Here is an 18,992-nt window from a genome sequence, read left to right on the forward strand (position 1 = left end):
GCGAGGGGGCTTGCCCCCGTTTGAGTGCGCAGCACTCACAAGATCTTCAGTGCATCACAGATTTTGGGGCTGCTTCGCAACCCAACGGGGGCAAGCCCCCTCGCCACAGAGTCGCTCCCACAGGGTCCGCGACAAACCCAATAACAAGAATTCCGGGAGCCCGCCATGTCGGTCAATCCGCAACAATTGCTGCGCGAGCTGTTTGCCACAGCCATCGACGCGGCCCATCCGCAGCATGTCCTTGAAGCCCATTTACCAACTGACCGCAGCGGTCGGGTGATCGTCATCGGCGCCGGTAAAGCCGCCGCAGCCATGGCCCAGGTGGTCGAACGCTGCTGGCAGGGTGAAGTGTCTGGCCTGGTGGTGACCCGCTACGGCCACGGCGCCCCGTGCGAAAAAATCGAAGTGGTCGAAGCCGCGCACCCGGTGCCGGACGCTGCCGGTCTGGCCGTCGCGAAACGGGTTCTGGAACTGGTCAGCAACCTGAGCGAAGACGACCGTGTGATCTTCCTGCTCTCGGGCGGTGGCTCTGCCCTGCTCGCCTTGCCCGCCGCCGGCATCACCCTCGCCGACAAGCAATCGATCAACAAAGCGCTGCTCAAATCCGGCGCGACCATCGGCGAGATGAACTGCGTGCGCAAGCACCTCTCGGCGATCAAAGGCGGTCGTCTGGGCAAAGCCTGCTGGCCCGCCACGGTTTACACCTATGCAATTTCCGATGTGCCGGGCGATCTCGCCACCGTCATCGCCTCCGGCCCCACCGTGGCCGACCCGAGCACCTCGGCTGAAGCGTTGGCGATCCTCAAGCGTTATGCCATCGAAGTCCCGGCCTCGGTGCGCAACTGGCTGCAAAGCCCCGAGTCGGAGACGGTCAAACCCGGCGATCCGAGCCTGGCCCGCAGTCACTTCCAATTGATCGCCCGTCCGCAGCAATCACTGGAAGCGGCGGCGGTGAAAGCCCGTCAGGCTGGTTTCAGCCCGTTGATTCTCGGCGACCTGGAAGGTGAATCCCGGGAAGTGGCGAAGGTCCACGCCGGCATTGCGCGGCAGATCCTCCAGCACGGCCAGCCGCTGGCGGCGCCGTGCGTGATTCTGTCCGGCGGCGAAACCACCGTCACGGTGCGCGGCAATGGCCGTGGCGGGCGTAATGCCGAATTCCTCCTGAGCCTGACCGACAGCCTCAAGGGCCTGCCCGGCGTCTACGCCCTGGCCGGTGACACCGATGGTATCGACGGCTCCGAAGACAATGCCGGCGCCCTCATGACTCCGGACAGCTACGCCCGCGCCGCAGCTCTCGGTTTGAGCGCCAGCGATGAACTGGACAATAACAATGGCTATGGCTACTTCGCGGCGCTCGATGCACTGATCGTCACCGAGCCGACCCGCACCAACGTCAACGACTTCCGCGCCATACTGATCCTCGAGAGCCCTAAACATGACGCCTGACAAGAAGGTTAAAATCCTCGCCACCCTCGGCCCGGCCACCGACGGGATCGACGATATCCGTGAACTGGTGCGGGCGGGGGTCAATATCTTTCGCCTGAATTTCAGCCACGGCGATCACGCCGACCACGCGCAGCGCTATCAGTGGATTCGTGAGGTCGAGCGCCAGCTGAATTACCCCTTGGGCATTTTGATGGACCTGCAAGGCCCGAAGCTGCGGGTCGGCAAATTCGCCCAGGGCAAAGTGCAGCTGTATCGCGGTCAGGCGCTGCGCCTGGATCTGGATGCGACGCCGGGGGACGAGCGCCGGGTCAACCTGCCCCACCCGGAAATCATCGCCGCGCTGGAGCCGGGCATGGACTTGCTGCTGGATGACGGCAAGCTGCGCCTGCGGGTGGTGACCAAGTACGCCGACGCCATCGACACCACGGTGCTCAACGGCGGCGAACTGTCGGACCGCAAAGGCGTCAACGTGCCGCAAGCGGTGCTCGACCTGAGCCCGCTGACCGCCAAGGACCGCCGTGATTTGAGCTTCGGTCTGGAGCTGGGGGTGGACTGGGTCGCGCTGTCGTTCGTGCAACGCCCGGAAGACATCCGCGAAGCCCGCGCGCTGATCGGCGACAAAGCGTTCTTGATGGCCAAGATCGAGAAGCCATCGGCCGTGACTCAGCTGCGGGAAATCGCTGAATTGAGCGATGCGATCATGGTCGCTCGCGGTGATCTGGGCGTGGAAGTGCCGGCCGAAAGCGTGCCGCAGATTCAGAAAAACATCATCGGCACCTGCCGCCAACTCGGCAAACCGGTGGTGGTGGCGACGCAGATGCTGGAGTCGATGCGCTTCTCCCCGGCCCCGACCCGCGCCGAAGTCACCGACGTCGCCAACGCGGTGGCCGAAGGCGCGGATGCGGTGATGCTGTCGGCGGAAACCGCGTCTGGCGAGTACCCGCTGGAAGCCGTGCAGATGATGAGCAAGATCATCCGCCAGGTGGAAAACGGCCCGGATTATCAGACCCAACTGGACGTGAGCCGGCCAAAAGCCGAGGCCACGGTGTCGGACGCCATCAGTTGCGCGATCCGCCGCATCAGCAACGTGCTGCCGGTGGCGGTGCTGGTGAACTACAGCGAGTCCGGCACCTCGAGCCTGCGGGCCGCACGGGAGCGGCCGACGGTGCCGATCCTCAACCTGACGCCAAACCTGCAAACCGCCCGGCGATTGACGGTGGCGTGGGGCGTGCACTCGGTGGTCAACGATCGACTGCGACAGGTGGATGAAGTGTGCTCGACGGCGCTGGAAATCGCCCAGGCACAGGGGATGGCTCAGCGCGGGGATACGTTGCTGATTACCGCGGGCGTGCCCTTTGGGCAGCCGGGGTCAACCAATTCGTTGCGCATCGAGACATTGATCTAAAGAACTCCCCCTGTAAGAGCTACCCCGGTAAGAACTACCCCTGTGGCGAGGGAGCTCGCTCCCGCTCGGCTGCGAAGCAGTCGTCGCTTTGGCATGACGGTTTCAACAGAAAGACCGCATTGCTGATTTCAGGGCTGCTCCGCAGCCCAGCGGGAGCAAGCTCCCTCGCCACAGGTTTGTGCAAGACCCTGGATTTTCCTCTGCCCTAGACCCCACCCATGCCTGCCAACCACTTCAACACCCACTGCCCCGACTGGGCGACCGCCCTGCTTAACGGCTTCAGTCAGATCTTTCTCCTGCGCCATCCGCTGTGCGGGCTGTTGTGTCTGTTAGCGATTCTATTTACCGCGCCCGCTCTGCTCGGCGGTGCGCTGCTGGGCGGTGTCGCCGGGTTGCTTACCGCGCAACGTCGCGGGTATGCCAAGGCGGATCGTCAGGCCGGACTATTCAGTTACAACGGTATTTTGCTCGGCCTGCTGCTGAGCCTGTATTTCCCATGGTCAGCACTGTTGCCACCGCTGATCATCGCCTGCGGCGGCCTGAGTGCGATGCTCACTCAGCAATGGCTCAAAGGTGCTCGCGATCATCAATGTCTACCGGCGTACACCGCACCCTTCGTTGGGTTGAGCTGGTTATTGCTCGGCTTTGCCGCACCACAGCAACCCGCGCCGCTGATCGAACTGAACACCCTCAACCTGCTCGCTGCCGAATTGAAAGGCCTGGGGCAAGTCATGTTTCTCGGCCATCCCCTGGCCGGCGCGCTGATTGCCGCCGGATTACTGATCGCCGATCGCCACGCCTTTGTCTGGGCGCTGCTGGGCTCCGCTGCCGGCCTCGGATTTGCCCTTCTGCATGGCGAAACTTCAAATGCCTTGCAGGGTTTGAGCGGTTACAACGCGGTACTCGCCGCCCTCGCCTTCAGCCCGCAACGCCGCCAACCCTGGCTGCCGCTGCTCGGCATTCTGCTCGCGGTATTGCTCACGCCGGGGTTCGCCGCACTGGGCCTGGCAACGCTGACCGCGCCGTTCATTCTTGCCTGCTGGCTGATTCGCGCTGGCATTCGGGTGTTGCGTCAGTCCGCCATGGACAGCGCACCTTGCGCTAGCGGGGAGAATCACCCTAGGCTGCGCTGATTCTCGATTCAGGCGTTATCCATGGACAGCAGCAAAAACTGGCGTGAAGAGCTTTACGTCATGATCTTCCAGACCGACACCCGGGCCGGTCGGCGCTTCGACAGCATCTTGTTGTTGATCATCCTCGCCAGCCTGGTGATCGTGGTTCTGGACAGTATCGACAGCGTTCACCAGAACTACGCCGACGTGCTGGCGTACATCGAATGGGGCTTCACCGTCATTTTCGTCATCGAATACGGCCTGCGCCTGTATTGCTCGCCCAAGCCGCTGCGCTACGCGTTCAGCTTCTATGGACTGGTGGATTTGCTCGCGATCGTGCCGGGTATCCTCGCGCTGTATTACAGCGATGCGCAGTACCTGCTGATCATCCGGATCATACGAATGCTGCGGATTTTCCGCGTGCTCAAGCTCAGCCCGTATCTGAAACAAGCCAACTATTTGATGTCGGCGTTGCGCGGCAGCAAGCAGAAAATCGTCGTATTTCTGCTCAGCGTCAGCACCCTGGTGACGGTGTTCGGCACCTTGATGTACGTGATCGAAGGCCCGGAGCACGGCTTCACCAGCATCCCCAAAGGGATCTATTGGGCTATCGTGACGCTGACCACCGTGGGTTTTGGCGACATCGTGCCCAAGACGCCGCTGGGCCAGGTGATTTCATCCCTGGTGATGATCACCGGTTACTCGATCATCGCTGTGCCGACGGGGATCTTTACCGCGGAACTGGCCAACGCCATGCGCGGTGATCAACTGCAACACGATTGCCCGGTCTGCAAGAAAAACAGCCACGAGCACAGCGCGGCGTTCTGCTCTCGTTGTGGCAATGCGTTGTTCAAGAAAATGGAATAAGCAAAGTGTTTTTTAATCTTTAAGCGACTATGCGGGTCCGGCTATAGTCGCTGGCAAATTGCCAATAATCTCCATCGAACACGTTTGATAAAATAAGGAATGCGCAGTGAAAAAACTCTTTGGCGCCTCACTTCTGGCCGCTGGCCTGGCCTTGAGCAGCATGGCTCAGGCCGCACCGACCCTGCTTAACGTTTCCTACGACGTGATGCGAGATTTCTACAAGGACTACAACGCTGCCTTCCAGAAACACTGGCAAGCCGAGCACAACGAAAACATCACGCTGCAGATGTCCTTCGGCGGCTCCAGCAAACAGGCGCGCTCGGTGATCGATGGCCTGCCGGCTGACGTCATCACCATGAACATGGCCACCGACATCAACGCCCTGGCGGACAACGGCAAACTGGTCCCGGACAACTGGGTCACACGCCTGCCGAACAACAGCGCGCCGTTCACTTCGGCCACCGTATTCATCGTGCGCAAAGGTAACCCGAAAGCCCTGAAAGACTGGCCGGACCTGCTCAAGGACGGCGTGCAGGTGATCGTCCCCAACCCGAAAACCTCGGGCAACGGCCGCTACACCTACCTCTCGGCCTGGGGCTATGTGCTGAAAAATGGCGGTGACGAAAACAAGGCAAAAGCCTTCGTCGGCAAACTGTTCAAACAAGCGCCGGTGCTGGATACCGGTGGCCGCGCCGCCACGACTACGTTCATGACCAACCAGATCGGCGACGTGCTGGTGACCTTCGAAAACGAAGCGGAAATGATTGCTCGCGAGTTTGGTCGTGATCAGTTCGAAGTGATTTACCCAAGTGTTTCCGCCGAAGCCGAGCCGCCGGTGTCGGTGGTCGACAAAACCGTCGACAAGAAAGGCACTCGCGCGGCGGCCGAGGAGTATCTGAAATACCTGTGGTCCCCGGAAGGTCAGGAAATTGCGGCTGCCAACTACCTGCGTCCGCGTGACCCGGCGGTGCTGGCGAAATACACCGATCGCTTCCCGAAAGTGGATTTCCTGTCGGTGGAGAAGACCTTTGGTGACTGGCGCACCGTGCAGAAGACTCACTTCAATGATGGTGGGGTTTTCGACCAGATTTACAACGGCCAGTAATCACTGAGTTCAATGAGAGAGGCGACCTGTGAAGGTCGCCTTTTTTGTGGGATACCGTTACATCGGCGGTGTCACACCGTCCTTGCCGGCCGAAATGGATTGAGCGGTCAATGTCCCGTCGGCACTCTGGGTCACAAACGTCACGATCTTCACGCCCACCTTCAGCAAGCTGCGATCCCCCGACACCAGATTGACGATCGGCACATCCTCCGGCACCAGAATCGTCTGTTGGCCGCCCTTGTAATTGACGGTCAGAACCCGGCCGTTGCTGACCACCAGATCGCCTACGCTGCCATTGGTCATGCTGCTGCCCTTGACCAGATCAAAAGGCCGATGGCCGTCGCCGCTGCCGGCCAGTTCCGGCGGGAAGACGTGGACTTCCAGCGCCTTGAGCGTGCCATCCTCCTGCGGCACGGCAGCCGAGCCGATGTAGCTGCCGGGCTTGATGTCTTCGATATTGGCCAGGGTGACGGCGCGAATTTTGGTGTCCTTGGTCAGGTTGATCACCACGTTTTCGCCGCTGTTGACGTGGACTTTCATGACGTCGGCGCTGATGCCGGTGATCTCGCCGCGCACGCCAATGCGCATTCCCGGCGGCACATCGGCGGCCTGGGCAAGACCTGCCGTGAACAAGCTGATCAGGGTAACAACGCAAGCGCCGCGGATCAGGTGATGGAACATCGCATTCATATCGAAGTACCTTCCGGTTTATGGAGCGCAGAAGAACATAAGCACGCTATCGAAGAAGATGTCAGTGAATGTATCATCGGATCCCACTGTTTGGACGCATGGTTCATCGGCAGGCAGCGCATACCGGCGTCACTCATTCCGCAAAGGAATGATTACTATCAATCCAAACCCTCTTCCGCCGCTCTAGCCAGCCGATTAGCCTCTGCGCATTCCTTCTTGTTCAGCGAGCCATGTTATGAATCCAGCGACTCAGGCGCCCCACGGTGCCGCGACAATGACCCGGGGCATGGTGCTGCTTTTCGCCTTCTGCTGCGGCGCGATCGTCGCCAACATCTACTATGCCCAGCCGATCATCGGCCTGATCGCGCCGGACATCGGCCTGACCGACACCATGGCCAGCCTGATCGTTTCGCTGACGCAGATTGGTTATGCGCTGGGCCTGTTCTTCCTGGTGCCGCTGGGCGATCTGCTGGAAAACCGCCGCTTGATGATCATCACCACCGCGGTGGCGATTGTCAGTCTGCTGGGCGCGGCGTTCACCGATCAGCCGAACGTGTTTCTGCTGATTTCGTTGCTGGTGGGTTTCAGCTCGGTGTCGGTACAGATCCTGATTCCGCTGGCCGCCCACCTGACGCCGGAAGCGTCGCGCGGCCGTGTGGTTGGCGGGATCATGGGTGGTCTGCTGTTGGGGATTCTGCTGGCCCGGCCGGTGTCCAGCGTAGTGGCTGACCACTTCGGCTGGCGCGCTATGTTCGTCATTGCCGCAGTTTTGATGGCTGCAATCAGCATCGTACTGGCCCTGACGGTGCCCAAGCGCCAGCCTGATCACAGCGCCTCTTATGGCCAGTTACTGGGCTCGCTCTGGACGCTGCTGCGCCAGCAACCGGTGTTGCGTCAACGGGCGTTTTATCAGGGTTGCATGTTCGCTACGTTCAGCCTGTTCTGGACCGCCGTGCCGCTGGAACTGGCGCGCAATCACGGTCTGTCGCAAACCCAGATCGCGATCTTCGCCCTGGTCGGAGCCATCGGCGCGATTGCTGCACCCATCGCTGGTCGACTGGCCGATGCCGGCCACACCCGCCTCGCCTCGCTGCTGGCGATGCTGTTCGCCAGCCTGAGCTTCCTGCCGGCCTTCATCCACCCGGCCTACAGCGTCATCGGCCTGGCCGTGACCGGCGTGGTACTGGATTTCTGCGTGCAAATGAACATGGTCCTCGGCCAGCGCGCGGTCTACACCCTCGACGCCAAGAGCCGCGGCCGTCTGAATGCACTGTACATGACCAGCATCTTCATCGGCGGCGCGTTCGGCTCATCAGTGGCCAGTGCGGTGTACGAACACGGTGGCTGGTTGTGGATCGTGATCGTCGGCAGCGTGTTTCCGTTGCTGGCGTTGTTGCGGTTTTTGAGTGTGTCGGAGAAACCGGCACTGGCGACGGCGTAACAACGTTAGAAACATCGTGAACAAACGTAAGTCCCTGGGTGAGCGGGCTTGCCCGCGAAAGCGTCAGGTCAGTCGACATTTCTGCTAAATGTCACACCGCCTTCGCGAACAAGCCTACACACTCGATCTCCAGCACTAACGCGACTGCATAAGGAGCTGAAAAGCCGGTCGTTTCGTTTATTGCGATTTTCGTTTGATTCGAATAGCCTTCCAATATCGATTATTCAGAATATTGGAAAGCATCATGTCACCAGTTATCCATCCCCCCCTTAACCTGCCCATGGAGCGTGAGGTCCAGGCCGCTATCGAAGGTCAGCGCGCCTTGGCTGCCTACCTCGCCACCCAATTCGAAACTCAGCATATCCAGATTTTCGATGAGCAGAATGAAGCACACAGCGTCGAACTTCCCACCTCAGCGCTTCGGTTGCTTGTCGACATCCTGGCAGAGCTCGCTGCAGGCAACGCCGTCAAAGTGGTCCCGGTACACGCTGAACTGACCACCCAGGAAGCGGCGGACTTGCTCAATGTCTCACGCCCGCACCTGATCAAACTGCTGGAGTCCGGTGAGTTGTCCTACCACAAAACCGGCAAGCACCGACGTGTGCGCTTTACCGATTTGATGGACTATAAAACCCAGCGCGACATAGCCAGCGAGCAAGCAATGACGCTTCTCGCCGAGCAGGCACAAGCGTTAAGGACAGGATACGAGTGAGGCACTCCCCTTTTACCGCTGTATATGACGCATGTGTTTTGTACCCCGCCCCCTTGAGAGATTTTTTGATGTGGCTCGCGCTCTCCGGGCGTTTCAGGGCGCGATGGTCACTGGAGATACATAACGAATGGAAGCGCAATTTACTGAAGAACCGCCCGGACCTGACAACAGAGCAGTTGGATCGCACGTCCGACTTGATGGATCAGGCCATACCTGATGCTTGCGTCTACGGTTACGAAAGGCTGATCGAAGGGCTAACACTGCCTGATGTCGATGACCGACATGTTCTGGCTGCCGCTATACGCTGCAATGCCAGTGTCATCGTGACCTTTAACCAGAAAGATTTTCCGGATGAAACACTGGGAGCCTTTGGCATCGAAGCCCAGCATCCTGACGAGTTCGTCGATAACCTGTTTGATCTGGACCCGGCAGCAGTTGTTGCGGCAGCACAACGACAACGCAAACAGCTAAAGACGCCGCCGATGGATGTCACCACTTATCTCGAACTGCTGTTACGCCAGGGCCTGAATCGGTCGATCAAGGCGTTGACCCACTATCAGGCGATTCTTTAACCGCCCTTCATAAATGCCGAAAAGCAAAACGGCGATCCTCAGATCGCCGTTTCCATTCACTGCCCGAATTGTCTGCCCAACCCACCCGGTACGCCATGGATATCCGTCTCTTCCCACGGCCCGTTAGGGCTGATCGAGCGGCTCCAGCCGTTGTCCCAGCGGTAGTAGGTGCGCTGGCGGTAGAAGGTGTTGGTTTGATTGTCGAGGACGTAAACACCGAGTTTCGCATCCCAATGGCTATTGCCCCCCGGTGGCGGGGCGAAGCTGGCGGAGGTGCGTGGCACCGGCTTCGATGGTTTGCTCGGCGTGACCGGTTTGCTCGGTGTGGTCGGTTTGGTGCTCGGCTGCGAGGGCGGGATTGGCGGCAGCCGTTCGGGCTCGTGCTCCTGGACCGCACACGCGCTTAGCCCCAAAACCATCATGCTGAGGAGAGTGATACGAGCGAAGGCGGTCATGGTGGCGTTTCCTGTTATTTATCCGGGCTGTCGATGGTCAGTTTTTGTGGCGCGCTGGTGCTGCTGGCCAAAGGTTGGCTACGACCGATCCATTCGCCGGCAGTCGGTTGGCCGGCGCGGGAGATGCGCGCAACCAGTTGGACTTCGGGGAAGTTCGACAGTTTCAACTGGGGCATCATTGCATCGGCATCGCCCAGCTCGACGGTCGCTGGCAGGTCGGCAACGGTCAGACGCTTGGCGGCCAGCGGCGCGGGTGGGCCGGAAATGGCGCGGGCGAAGATGAACACGCTGTCGCCGGGCTGGACCCTGGCTTTCAAGTCGGGCGCCAGATCGACACGCACCTTGAGCAGTGCTGCAACCTTCACTGCCGGAGCCTGAACCTGAGCCACCTTGCCACCGCTGGCTTCAAGCTTCTCGGCGGCCTTGGCGATGCCGCCTTGCAGCGCGACACGGGACTGGTCATCCGGCGGCAGTTGCACCAACAGACGATTCCAGTAGTCGATGGCTTCCTGGTAACGCTCGCCTTCGAAGGCCGCGATGCCCAGCAGACCTAGGCTGGTGACCTCCTTCGGATCGGCTTTCAGTGCTTCGTCAGTCAGGGCCTGGACCTTGTCCGACCACTTCTTGCCATCGGCGAAGTATTGGGCCTGAGCCCACTGCCCGAGCAGTTCCGGCTGGCGACCGGCCAGGTTCACGGTACGCTCGAAGATCTTCGCCGCATCGCCAGGGCGGTCCTGAGCCATGTAAGTGCGGCCGAGGAAGTACAGGCCTTCGGCCGAATCCGGTTGGGCCGCAACCGCACGCTCCAGGCGACGGGTCATGTCTTCCATCGACTGCGGCGCCTGGGCGAACTCGCGGGTCAGCTCGACTTTGTCGCTGGCACCAAAATGCAGATACAGCCCAAGGCCCAGCACAGGCACCAGAATTGCCGCCAGCAACGGCAATGGCTTGCCCAGGCGCGACACTCGCGGTGCCTCGACGCCTTCGGTGTCGGCAAGCAGTTCACGGGCGGCTTCGGCGCGACCGGCATTCATTTGTTCGGCGTTGAGTACGCCTTCTTCCTGCTGAGTCTGCAACTCAGCCACGCGCTCCTGATACAGCGCGACGTTAAGCGCCGTACGATCCTCTTCAAGCTGGGCGCGACGACCGCGCAGAACGGGGATCAGCAAAAAACTCAGGGCTACCAGAAGCAGCAGGCCTGCAGCGAGCCAGAAATCAATCATGCTTGGTTTTATCCAACAGGTGGTCGAGGCGCTCGCGCTCATCAAAAGAAAGCGTGTCCGGGCTGTCAGCGCGTTGCACGCGACGACGGCGGACGATCACGGCGATGATCACAAAACCGCCCAGCAGCAGGCCGGCCGGGCCGAACCAGAGCAATGCGGTCTTGGCATTCAGAGCAGGTTTATAACGGACGAAATCACCATAGCGGTCGACCATGAAGTCGATGATCTGCTGATTGTCCTTGCCCTCGCCGAGCATGCGGAAAATCTCTTTGCGCAGGTCGGCGGCGATCGGTGCGTTGGAATCGGCAATGTCCTGATTCTGGCACTTGGGGCAACGCAGCTCTTTGGTCAGCTCGCGAAAACGCTCGCGATCGCCTTCTTTGGCGAACTCATAGGTATCGATGGCGGCGTGGGCCACGCCAGCCATGCTCAACCCCAGAACGGCGGCGGCAATCCAGCGCTTCATGGCTTGGCCTCGTCGACCAGCGCCTGATACTTGGCCGCCAGTTTTTCGCGCCAGACCTGTTCGTCGATCACCCCGACGAATTTGTCGCGGATGATGCCCTTGGCGTCGATGAAGAAGGTTTCCGGTGCGCCATACACGCCGAGGTTCAGGCCCAGGGTGCCTTCATCGTCACGGACGTCCAGTTGATACGGGTTGTGGAACTCGGCCAGCCACTTCAAGGCGTCTGCATTGGTGTCCTTGTAGTTGATGCCGTAGATCACCACGCCCTTCTCGGCCAGTTTGTTCAACACCGGGTGCTCGACCCGGCAGGAAATGCACCAGGTGCCCCAGACGTTGACCAGCGCCGGTTTACCCAGAATGTCTGCTTTGGTCAGGGTTTTGTCGCCCTGCACCGAGAGCAGGGAAAACTCCGGGAACGGCTTGCCGATCATCGCCGAGGGCAACTCGGCCGGGTTCAGGTACAGCCCCCGATACAGAAAAACAGCAACCACCAGAAAAATCGCCAGCGGCAACAGCATCAACCAACGTCTCATGCGGTGGCTCCCGTCATGCCGAGCGCTTCACGCACACGACTTTTTACCTTGACCCGATAACGGCGATCCAGCGCCGCCAGCAACCCGCCTACACCTGTGAGCAGCCCACCGAACCAGATCCAGCGCACGAACGGTTTGACGTGCACGCGAACCGCCCAGGCGCCCTCGCCCAACGGCTCGCCCAGTGCGACGTACAGGTCACGGGTGAAACCGGCGTCGATCCCGGCCTCGGTCATCATCGAGTTCTGCACCGTGTACAGGCGTTTTTCCGGGTGCAGCACGCTGACTTCCTTACCGTCGCGGATCACCCGTACGGTGCCCTTGTCGGACGTGAAATTCGGGCCTTCGAAGTGCTTGGCGCCTTCGAACACAAACTGGTAACCGGCCAGGCTCATGGACTCACCCGGTGCCAGGCGCAGATCACGCTCGGCACTGTTCTGGCTCGACAACACGACACCCAGCGCGCACACGGCAATGCCCAAATGCGCGAGTTGCATGCCCCAATAACTGCGGGTCAGGGTCGGCAGTCCTTTGATCAGGCCTTTGTGGCGAGTCTTGTCGAAAATGTCCCGCACACCGGCCAGCAACACCCAGGCAGCCAACATGAAGGTTGCCAGCACCGCCCAGTTGAAATCGCCGTAAGCAACGCCCGCCACGACGGCCAGCGCGGCGCTGCCGAGTAATACCGGGGTCAGCATGCTCACCAGCCATTTGACCGGGGTGTCTTTCCAGCGCACCACCACACCGACCGCCATCACTATCATCAGGATCGCCATCAACGGAATGAACAGCGCGTTGAAGTACGGCGGGCCGACCGACAGCTTGGCACCGGTCATTGCATCGAGGATCAGCGGGTACAAGGTGCCCAGCAGAATCATCGAAGCAGCCACCACCAGCACCAGGTTGTTGCCCAGAAGCAGGGTTTCCCGGGACCAGAGGTTGAAGCCGACATGGCTCTTGACCACCGGCGCGCGCAGGGCGAACAGCGTCAATGAACCACCGACCACAAACAGCAGGAAGACCAGAATGAACACGCCACGCTCAGGGTCGGAGGCAAAGGCGTGAACCGAGGTCAGCACGCCGGAACGCACCAGGAAGGTCCCGAGCAGGCTCAACGAGAATGCGGCAATGGCCAACAGCACGGTCCAGCTCTTGAACACACCACGTTTTTCCGTGACCGCCAACGAGTGAATCAGCGCCGTACCCACCAGCCAAGGCATGAAGGACGCGTTTTCCACCGGGTCCCAGAACCACCAGCCGCCCCAGCCGAGTTCGTAGTAGGCCCACCAGGAGCCCAACGTGATACCGATGCCAAGGAAGGCCCAGGCGACGATGGTCCACGGGCGGGACCAGCGCGCCCACGCCGCATCGAGACGACCGCCCAACAGCGCGGCGATGGCGAAGGCGAAGGCCACGGAGAAACCGACGTAACCCATGTACAGCATCGGCGGATGAACAATCAGGCCGATGTCTTGCAGCAGAGGATTAAGATCGCGCCCGTCCGCCGGCATCTGCGGCAAGATCCGGGCGAAAGGGTTAGACGTCAGGATCAGGAACAGCAGGAAACCCGTGCTGATCATGCCCATCACCGCCAGCACCCGGGCCAGCATCACTTGCGGCAACTGTCGGGAGAACACCGACACCGCGAAGGTCCAGCCGCCGAGAATCAACGCCCACAGCAGCAACGACCCTTCGTGAGCGCCCCACACGGCGCTGAACTTGTAGTACCACGGCAGCGCGCTGTTGGAGTTGCTGGCCACGTAGGCGACGGAGAAGTCGTCCGTCATGAACGCATAGGTCAGGCAACCGAAGGCGAACAGCAAAAACGCGAACTGCCCCCACGCAGCCGGCTGGGCCAGGCTCATCCACAAACGGTCGCCGCGCCAGGCACCGAGCAACGGCACCACGGCCTGCACCAACGCAAAACACAACGCCAGGATCATGGCCAGATGGCCGAGTTCGGGGATGAACAGCCCCGAGCTGTAAAGTGCGGAAGTCATCCGTTAGCCCTCCTTGGCTGGCGTAGGTGCCGACTGACCACTGTCTTTCAACGCCTTGGTCACTTCCGGCGGCATGTACTTCTCGTCGTGCTTGGCCAGCACTTCGTCGGCCACCACCACGCCATCAGCGTTGAGCTTGCCGAGGGCAACGATGCCCTGCCCTTCGCGGAACAGGTCCGGGAGGATGCCGCGATAGCTGATGGTCACGGATTTGTTGAAGTCGGTGACGATGAATTTCACGTCCAGGGAATCGCCGGAACGTTGCAGCGAGCCTTTTTCGACCATGCCGCCCGCACGGATGCGCGTGTCTTGCGGCGCTTCGCCATTGGCGATCTGGGTCGGGGTGTAAAACAGATTGATGTTCTGCTGCAGGGCGCTCAGGGCCAGGCCGACGGCAGCGCCGACACCGACCAGGATCGCGAGAATGATGACAAGACGCTTTTTACGCAGCGGATTCACTGGCCGTTCTCCCGGCGCAAACGACGCGCCTCTTGTTGCAGATACCGCTTGCGGGCCAGGATCGGCGCCGCCACGTTGAGGGCCAGCACCGCCAGGCAAATGCCATAGGCTGACCAGACATACAGGCCGTGATGGCCCATGGCGAGAAAGTCGCCGAATGAAGCGAAACTCATCGAGCGGCCTCCAGACTGTTCTGCACTTCGGATTTCACCCAGCTCGCCCGGGCTTCGCGCTTGAGCACTTCAAGGCGCATGCGCAGCAACAGCACCGCGCCGAAGAAACAGTAGAAACCCAGCACCGTCAGCAGCAGTGGCAGCCACATCTCGGCAGGCATCGCCGGTTTTTCGGTGAGGGTGAACGTCGCGCCCTGGTGCAGGGTGTTCCACCACTCCACCGAGTATTTGATGATCGGGATGTTGATCACGCCGACAATCGCCAGCACCGCGCAGGCCTTGGCCGCGCTGTCACGATTGCTGATGGCGTTGCCCAGCGCAATAAGACCGAAGTACAGAAACAGCAGAATCAACATGGACGTAAGTCGCGCATCCCAGACCCACCACGAACCCCAGGTCGGTTTGCCCCAGATCGCTCCGGTAACCAGCGCCACGGCGGTCATCCAGGCACCGATCGGGGCGGCGCATTGCAGGGCGACATCGGCCAGTTTCATTTTCCACACCAGCCCGACAACGCCGCACACGGCCAGCATCACGTAGATCGACTGCGCCAGCATGGCGGCAGGAACGTGGATATAGATGATTCGAAAGCTATTGCCTTGCTGGTAGTCCGGCGGTGCGAAGGCCAGGCCCCAGACCACGCCGACGCTAATCAGCAGCAACGCCGCGACGCTCAGCCAGGGCAGCAATTTGCCACTGATGCCGTAAAACCATTTGGGCGAGCCGAGCTTATGAAACCAGGTCCAGTTCATTGCTGTTTCCATCACGGTTGCTGTTCGTTATCACGAAACAGCCAAAGGGTCTTTACTGGTTAAATTTTAACCAGACCTCATTATTCGCCGACACTGATCTTCAGGCCAGCAGCTATTGCAAAAGGTGCCAGGGTTATCGCCAGGGCGGTCAGGCTACCAAGCCACAAGAGATAACCGGTCGCCGGCATGCCCTGCAATGCCGCCTGCAAGGCGCCACTGCCGAGAATCAACACCGGGATATACAGCGGCAGAATCAGCAGCGCCAGCAACAGGCCACCACGCTTCAATCCTACCGTCAGCGCCGCGCCCACCGCACCGAGCAGGCTCAACACCGGTGTACCGAGCAATAAAGAAAGCAGCAACACCGGCAGACAAGCGGCAGGCAAACCGAGCATCAACGCCAGCAATGGCGCGAGCAAAACCAGTGCCAGGCCGGAAAAGGCCCAGTGTGCCAGCACCTTGGCCAGCACCAGAAGAGGCAGGGGGTGCGACGAAAGGACCCACTGTTCAAGGGATCCGTCTTCGAAATCACTGCGGAAGAGCCCGTCCAGCGAGAGTAAAACCGATAAAAGCGCCGCCACCCAGACCAGCCCCGGAGACAAGGTTTGCAACAATTGAGTCTCGGGACCAACCGCCAGCGGGAACAAGGAGACGACGATGGCGAAAAATACCAACGGGTTCGCCAATTCGGCGGGACGGCGGCACAGCAAACGAGCCTCACGGGCGACCAACAGGCCGAAAACACTCATACGGCCCAATTCCCCAAATCAATGTCGCGATAACCGGCCGGCATCCGGCTCAGCGTGTGGTGAGTGGTCAGCACCACCATGCCGCCGCGCTCGCAGTGCGCGGCCAGGTGTTCTTCGAGTTGCGCCACGCCTTGTTTGTCGAGCGCGGTGAATGGCTCGTCGAGGATCCACAGCGGCGGGCTGTCCAGGTACAACCGCGCCAACGCCACACGACGTTGCTGGCCGGCAGACAGGGTGTGACAGGGAACATCCTCGAAACCGCGCAGCCCCACCGCCGCCAGTGCTTGCCAGATCGCCTCATGGGAGGCCGGTTGATGCAAGGCGCAGAGCCAGCTGAGGTTTTCTTCGGGGGTCAGCAGGTCCTTGATGCCAGCGGCATGGCCGATCCACAGCAGGTTGCGCGCCAGTTCGCTGCGTTGTTCGCTCAGTGGCTGGCCGTTGAGCAACACTTGACCGGCGGTCGGGTGCATCAAGCCACAAAGCAGACGTAACAGGCTGGTCTTGCCACTGCCGTTGGGGCCGCTGATCTGTAACATTTCGCCACTGGCCAGTCGCAATTCGAGATTTTCGAAAAGCAGCCGAAGGTCTCGCTCACAGGCAAGGGCAACGGTTTGCAGGACAGGACTGGTCAAGGGTTCACGGGCCTTATGCGGTTCAAGTCGGCTCTGGCGCGGCCGCTAAAGAGATGCAGCATAGATGCTATGACGGCTTGTTCTAGAGAGCTGCGTCAATCAATTGCAAAGTTTTCGCCACTCAGCGAAAGACGGGCGGCATTATACATGGCGTTCCCTACTCTCAAGAGTGCAATTTCCTCAGGTTGTGTCCGCGTATGACAGGCGAAATGAACATCCTCCCGCTCCCGCCAACCAACCCGGCGACTTCGCGTCCATTGGTGATCAGCAGCGAGTTGCTCAATCTGCTGACGCCGATGGAGGGCCTGATCACGGCCGGTCAGACCGCCAAGGCTGAAGTGCTGTCACTCAAGCAGGCGGATCAGACCTTTCAACTGTTGCTCAAGGTCACTCTCGACAGCGGCCACCAGACCACTGTCCAGGCCACCAGCACTCAGCCTTTGCCCCAGGGCGCCAGCCTGACGGTTACCCAACCGTCGGCGGGCAATCTGGCAGTCACGGTGCAACAGGCCATCGCCTCCAGCGTCGCCACCCTTACCCGTATCGACACGGCGCAACTGCCGGTCGGCACCCTGCTGCAAGGCAAAGTGCTGACCTCTCAGGTGATGCCGCAGGTGCCGGGCCAGCCGACGGTGTTTCGCTCGATGGTGAGCCTGCTCAACACCGCGCTGAGCGGCAGCACGCTGAGCATCGACAGCCCGACGCCGCTGCGCATCGGCAGCTTGCTGAGCGCCTTGGTGCAGGACACCCAGACACTCAAATTCGTGCCGCTGAGCAGCCGTCAGGAACAGTTGGCGGTGACGCAACAATTGGTCAGCCAGCAAAGTCGCCAGGGTTCTCTGGATGGCTTGATCAAGGTCCTGCAAAACCTGCCGCCGTCGGATCAAACCTCCAGCGACCTGCGCGCTGCCGTGGACAAATTGCTCGCCGGCCTGCCGGACGTCCAACAATTGAGTACGCCCAAAGGCCTGGCCCAGGCGCTGGCCAACAGTGGCCTGTTCCTCGAAGCCAAATTGCTGACCGGACAAAACCCGACGCTGGCGCCAGACATGAAAGGCGACCTGCTCAAGCTGATCGCCCAGCTGACGCCGGGCCTGCCGGCCAACACCAATCTCAACGCAATCATCGCCGCCAACACCCTGGCCCAGGCCATGCCGAGTTTCGTGCGCAATGCCCTCGGCATGCTCGGGCAAGTCAGTGCCAAACCGTCGCCGACCAGCTTCCCACTGCCCGAGCGCCTGTTGCAAAGCGCGGAAGGCGAAGATGATCTCGAGCACCTGCTGCGCCTGGCTGCGGCGGCGGTTTCACGTTTGCAAAGTCATCAGCTGTCGAGCCTTGAGCAGACTGGCGTCACCAGTGACGGGCGGTTGATGAGCACCTGGCAACTGGAAATCCCCATGCGCAACCTGCAGGACATCGTGCCGTTGCAGGTCAAATTCCAGCGCGAAGAAGCCCCCGAAAAAGAACAACCGCGCGAACGCCGCGACGAACGCGAACCCAAGCAACCGCTATGGCGCGTCGAGCTGGCATTCGACATGGAACCGTTGGGGCCGTTGCAGATTCAGGCCCAACTGATCAAAGGCAGCCTCTCCAGTCAGCTGTGGGCCGAACGGCCGTACACTGCGAGCCTGATCGAAAGCAATCTGGCCGCGCTGCGCCAGCGCCTGCTGGATTCCGGGCTGAACGTCGGCGATCTGGATTGCCACCTCGGCACACCGCCACAAGGCCCTCAAACCCGTCTCGAACAACGCTGGGTCGACGAAACCGCATGAACGAATCCACCGCACCGCGCCAGGCCATCGCCCTCAAATACGACGGCAGCCACGCCCCTACCCTTACGGCCAAAGGTGACGAAGAACTGGCTGAAGAAATTCTACGGATTGCCCGTGACTACGAAGTGCCGATTTACGAGAACGCCGAACTGGTGAAACTGCTGGCGCGGATGGAATTGGGCGAGAGTATTCCCGAGGAGTTGTACCGCACGATTGCCGAGATCATTGCGTTTGCCTGGAATCTGAAAGGCAAGTTTCCGGCGGGGCATGATCCGCATGCGGTGACGGTGGAGAAGGACGTCACCGAGCGCGGGGATGATTATTGAATCTTTGTTGAATGTAAAAAGATCGCAGCCCCGTTTCACTCGACAGCTCCTACAGGGCGTACACCATCCCAATGTAGGAGCTGTCGAGTGAAACGAGGCTGC

The 18,992-nt window shown here is 60.6% G+C and carries 21 protein-coding genes; 10 read left to right on the top strand and 11 right to left on the bottom strand.

What is annotated here, in order from left to right; all coding sequences use genetic code 11:
* Window positions 1–165 precede the first annotated feature (165 nt).
* The 5 genes from AC1DQM_RS15075 (at window position 166) to AC1DQM_RS15095 (ending at window position 5,935) form a co-directional block, all read left to right on the top strand.
* Complete coding sequence (locus tag AC1DQM_RS15075) at window positions 166–1,446, top strand: glycerate kinase type-2 family protein (protein WP_477746432.1); 1,281 nt, start codon at window positions 166–168, stop codon at window positions 1,444–1,446.
* Window positions 1,436–2,851, top strand: coding sequence for a pyruvate kinase (gene pyk / locus AC1DQM_RS15080; protein WP_096479727.1), 1,416 nt, complete (start codon window positions 1,436–1,438; stop codon window positions 2,849–2,851). Before AC1DQM_RS15075 ends, pyk begins: the two co-directional genes overlap by 11 nt.
* 218 nt (window positions 2,852–3,069) lie before the next feature.
* Window positions 3,070–3,984 carry an urea transporter gene (locus AC1DQM_RS15085; protein ID WP_477746433.1) on the top strand — a complete coding sequence of 305 codons (915 nt, stop codon included), beginning with the start codon at window positions 3,070–3,072 and terminating at the stop codon, window positions 3,982–3,984.
* 21 nt (window positions 3,985–4,005) lie between these two features.
* Entirely contained in the window at window positions 4,006–4,830 is an 825-nt protein-coding gene (locus tag AC1DQM_RS15090) for an ion transporter (RefSeq protein ID WP_064619420.1), read from the top strand.
* Window positions 4,831–4,936: 106 nt separating this feature from the next.
* On the top strand, window positions 4,937–5,935 hold the full coding sequence (locus AC1DQM_RS15095; RefSeq protein WP_430954874.1) for a sulfate ABC transporter substrate-binding protein: 999 nt from the start codon (window positions 4,937–4,939) through the stop codon (window positions 5,933–5,935).
* A gap of 57 nt (window positions 5,936–5,992) precedes the next feature.
* Here the strand turns inward: AC1DQM_RS15095 and AC1DQM_RS15100 are convergent, their stop codons facing one another.
* Window positions 5,993–6,625: a hypothetical protein gene (locus AC1DQM_RS15100; RefSeq protein WP_477746434.1), complete on the bottom strand. Its 633-nt coding sequence runs from the start codon at window positions 6,623–6,625 to the stop codon at window positions 5,993–5,995.
* 235 nt (window positions 6,626–6,860) lie between these two features.
* Here AC1DQM_RS15100 and AC1DQM_RS15105 point away from each other — a divergent pair, with 235 nt between their 5' ends.
* The 3 genes from AC1DQM_RS15105 (at window position 6,861) to AC1DQM_RS15115 (ending at window position 9,350) form a co-directional block, all read left to right on the top strand.
* A complete protein-coding gene (locus AC1DQM_RS15105) occupies window positions 6,861–8,066 on the top strand; it encodes an MFS transporter (protein ID WP_477746435.1) in 1,206 nt (401 codons plus the stop codon).
* Between the two features lie 244 nt (window positions 8,067–8,310).
* Window positions 8,311–8,778: a helix-turn-helix domain-containing protein gene (locus AC1DQM_RS15110; protein WP_018925078.1), complete on the top strand. Its 468-nt coding sequence runs from the start codon at window positions 8,311–8,313 to the stop codon at window positions 8,776–8,778.
* Entirely contained in the window at window positions 8,775–9,350 is a 576-nt protein-coding gene (locus AC1DQM_RS15115; protein ID WP_477746436.1) for a PIN domain-containing protein, read from the top strand. The genes AC1DQM_RS15110 and AC1DQM_RS15115 overlap by 4 nt, the downstream gene beginning before the upstream one ends.
* A 56-nt stretch (window positions 9,351–9,406) precedes the next feature.
* Here AC1DQM_RS15115 and AC1DQM_RS15120 read toward each other — a convergent pair whose 3' ends face one another.
* The 10 genes from AC1DQM_RS15120 to ccmA form a co-directional block, all read right to left on the bottom strand.
* A complete protein-coding gene (locus AC1DQM_RS15120; protein WP_477746437.1) occupies window positions 9,407–9,805 on the bottom strand; it encodes a hypothetical protein in 399 nt (132 codons plus the stop codon).
* Window positions 9,806–9,819: 14 nt separating this feature from the next.
* Entirely contained in the window at window positions 9,820–11,028 is a 1,209-nt protein-coding gene (gene ccmI, locus AC1DQM_RS15125) for a c-type cytochrome biogenesis protein CcmI (protein ID WP_477746438.1), read from the bottom strand.
* A complete protein-coding gene (locus AC1DQM_RS15130; RefSeq protein ID WP_018925074.1) occupies window positions 11,021–11,494 on the bottom strand; it encodes a cytochrome c-type biogenesis protein in 474 nt (157 codons plus the stop codon). The genes ccmI and AC1DQM_RS15130 overlap by 8 nt, the downstream gene beginning before the upstream one ends.
* Entirely contained in the window at window positions 11,491–12,027 is a 537-nt protein-coding gene (locus AC1DQM_RS15135) for a DsbE family thiol:disulfide interchange protein (protein ID WP_018925073.1), read from the bottom strand. The genes AC1DQM_RS15130 and AC1DQM_RS15135 overlap by 4 nt, the downstream gene beginning before the upstream one ends.
* Window positions 12,024–14,027: a heme lyase CcmF/NrfE family subunit gene (locus tag AC1DQM_RS15140; RefSeq protein WP_018925072.1), complete on the bottom strand. Its 2,004-nt coding sequence runs from the start codon at window positions 14,025–14,027 to the stop codon at window positions 12,024–12,026. The genes AC1DQM_RS15135 and AC1DQM_RS15140 overlap by 4 nt, the downstream gene beginning before the upstream one ends.
* A 3-nt stretch (window positions 14,028–14,030) precedes the next feature.
* The gene (gene ccmE / locus AC1DQM_RS15145; RefSeq protein WP_007939191.1) at window positions 14,031–14,486 is read right to left on the bottom strand and encodes a cytochrome c maturation protein CcmE; all 456 of its coding nucleotides are present in this window, start codon (window positions 14,484–14,486) and stop codon (window positions 14,031–14,033) included.
* The gene (ccmD, locus tag AC1DQM_RS15150; RefSeq protein ID WP_007939192.1) at window positions 14,483–14,659 is read right to left on the bottom strand and encodes a heme exporter protein CcmD; all 177 of its coding nucleotides are present in this window, start codon (window positions 14,657–14,659) and stop codon (window positions 14,483–14,485) included. The genes ccmE and ccmD overlap by 4 nt, the downstream gene beginning before the upstream one ends.
* Complete coding sequence (locus AC1DQM_RS15155; protein ID WP_007939194.1) at window positions 14,656–15,411, bottom strand: heme ABC transporter permease; 756 nt, start codon at window positions 15,409–15,411, stop codon at window positions 14,656–14,658. Before AC1DQM_RS15155 ends, ccmD begins: the two co-directional genes overlap by 4 nt.
* Before the next feature lie 80 nt (window positions 15,412–15,491).
* Entirely contained in the window at window positions 15,492–16,160 is a 669-nt protein-coding gene (ccmB, locus tag AC1DQM_RS15160; protein WP_477746439.1) for a heme exporter protein CcmB, read from the bottom strand.
* Window positions 16,157–16,792, bottom strand: a complete 636-nt coding sequence (gene ccmA / locus AC1DQM_RS15165; RefSeq protein ID WP_028940002.1) for a cytochrome c biogenesis heme-transporting ATPase CcmA — start codon at window positions 16,790–16,792, stop codon at window positions 16,157–16,159. The genes ccmB and ccmA overlap by 4 nt, the downstream gene beginning before the upstream one ends.
* Window positions 16,793–16,989: 197 nt before the next feature.
* On the opposite strand from ccmA, the gene fliK reads away from it, so the two are divergent.
* The gene (gene fliK, locus AC1DQM_RS15170) at window positions 16,990–18,564 is read left to right on the top strand and encodes a flagellar hook-length control protein FliK (protein WP_477746440.1); all 1,575 of its coding nucleotides are present in this window, start codon (window positions 16,990–16,992) and stop codon (window positions 18,562–18,564) included.
* Complete coding sequence (locus AC1DQM_RS15175; protein ID WP_018925069.1) at window positions 18,561–18,890, top strand: EscU/YscU/HrcU family type III secretion system export apparatus switch protein; 330 nt, start codon at window positions 18,561–18,563, stop codon at window positions 18,888–18,890. Before fliK ends, AC1DQM_RS15175 begins: the two co-directional genes overlap by 4 nt.
* Window positions 18,891–18,992: the final 102 nt, after the last annotated feature.

Source organism: Pseudomonas sp. 01L34 (assembly GCF_056400265.1).

Bases quoted from the DNA above. Each gene is read 5' to 3' on its own strand.
- AC1DQM_RS15130 (WP_018925074.1), bottom strand. From the start codon at position 11,494: ATGAAGCGCTGGATTGCCGCCGCCGTTCTGGGGTTGAGCATGGCTGGC.
- AC1DQM_RS15110 (WP_018925078.1), top strand. From the start codon at position 8,311: ATGTCACCAGTTATCCATCCCCCCCTTAACCTGCCCATGGAGCGTGAG.
- AC1DQM_RS15120 (WP_477746437.1), bottom strand. From the start codon at position 9,805: ATGACCGCCTTCGCTCGTATCACTCTCCTCAGCATGATGGTTTTGGGG.
- AC1DQM_RS15135 (WP_018925073.1), bottom strand. From the start codon at position 12,027: ATGAGACGTTGGTTGATGCTGTTGCCGCTGGCGATTTTTCTGGTGGTT.
- AC1DQM_RS15140 (WP_018925072.1), bottom strand. From the start codon at position 14,027: ATGACTTCCGCACTTTACAGCTCGGGGCTGTTCATCCCCGAACTCGGC.
- AC1DQM_RS15085 (WP_477746433.1), top strand. From the start codon at position 3,070: ATGCCTGCCAACCACTTCAACACCCACTGCCCCGACTGGGCGACCGCC.
- pyk (WP_096479727.1), top strand. From the start codon at position 1,436: ATGACGCCTGACAAGAAGGTTAAAATCCTCGCCACCCTCGGCCCGGCC.
- AC1DQM_RS15090 (WP_064619420.1), top strand. From the start codon at position 4,006: ATGGACAGCAGCAAAAACTGGCGTGAAGAGCTTTACGTCATGATCTTC.
- AC1DQM_RS15075 (WP_477746432.1), top strand. From the start codon at position 166: ATGTCGGTCAATCCGCAACAATTGCTGCGCGAGCTGTTTGCCACAGCC.
- AC1DQM_RS15155 (WP_007939194.1), bottom strand. From the start codon at position 15,411: ATGAACTGGACCTGGTTTCATAAGCTCGGCTCGCCCAAATGGTTTTAC.
- ccmD (WP_007939192.1), bottom strand. From the start codon at position 14,659: ATGAGTTTCGCTTCATTCGGCGACTTTCTCGCCATGGGCCATCACGGC.
- ccmI (WP_477746438.1), bottom strand. From the start codon at position 11,028: ATGATTGATTTCTGGCTCGCTGCAGGCCTGCTGCTTCTGGTAGCCCTG.
- ccmB (WP_477746439.1), bottom strand. From the start codon at position 16,160: ATGAGTGTTTTCGGCCTGTTGGTCGCCCGTGAGGCTCGTTTGCTGTGC.
- AC1DQM_RS15105 (WP_477746435.1), top strand. From the start codon at position 6,861: ATGAATCCAGCGACTCAGGCGCCCCACGGTGCCGCGACAATGACCCGG.
- AC1DQM_RS15100 (WP_477746434.1), bottom strand. From the start codon at position 6,625: ATGAATGCGATGTTCCATCACCTGATCCGCGGCGCTTGCGTTGTTACC.
- AC1DQM_RS15175 (WP_018925069.1), top strand. From the start codon at position 18,561: ATGAACGAATCCACCGCACCGCGCCAGGCCATCGCCCTCAAATACGAC.
- fliK (WP_477746440.1), top strand. From the start codon at position 16,990: ATGACAGGCGAAATGAACATCCTCCCGCTCCCGCCAACCAACCCGGCG.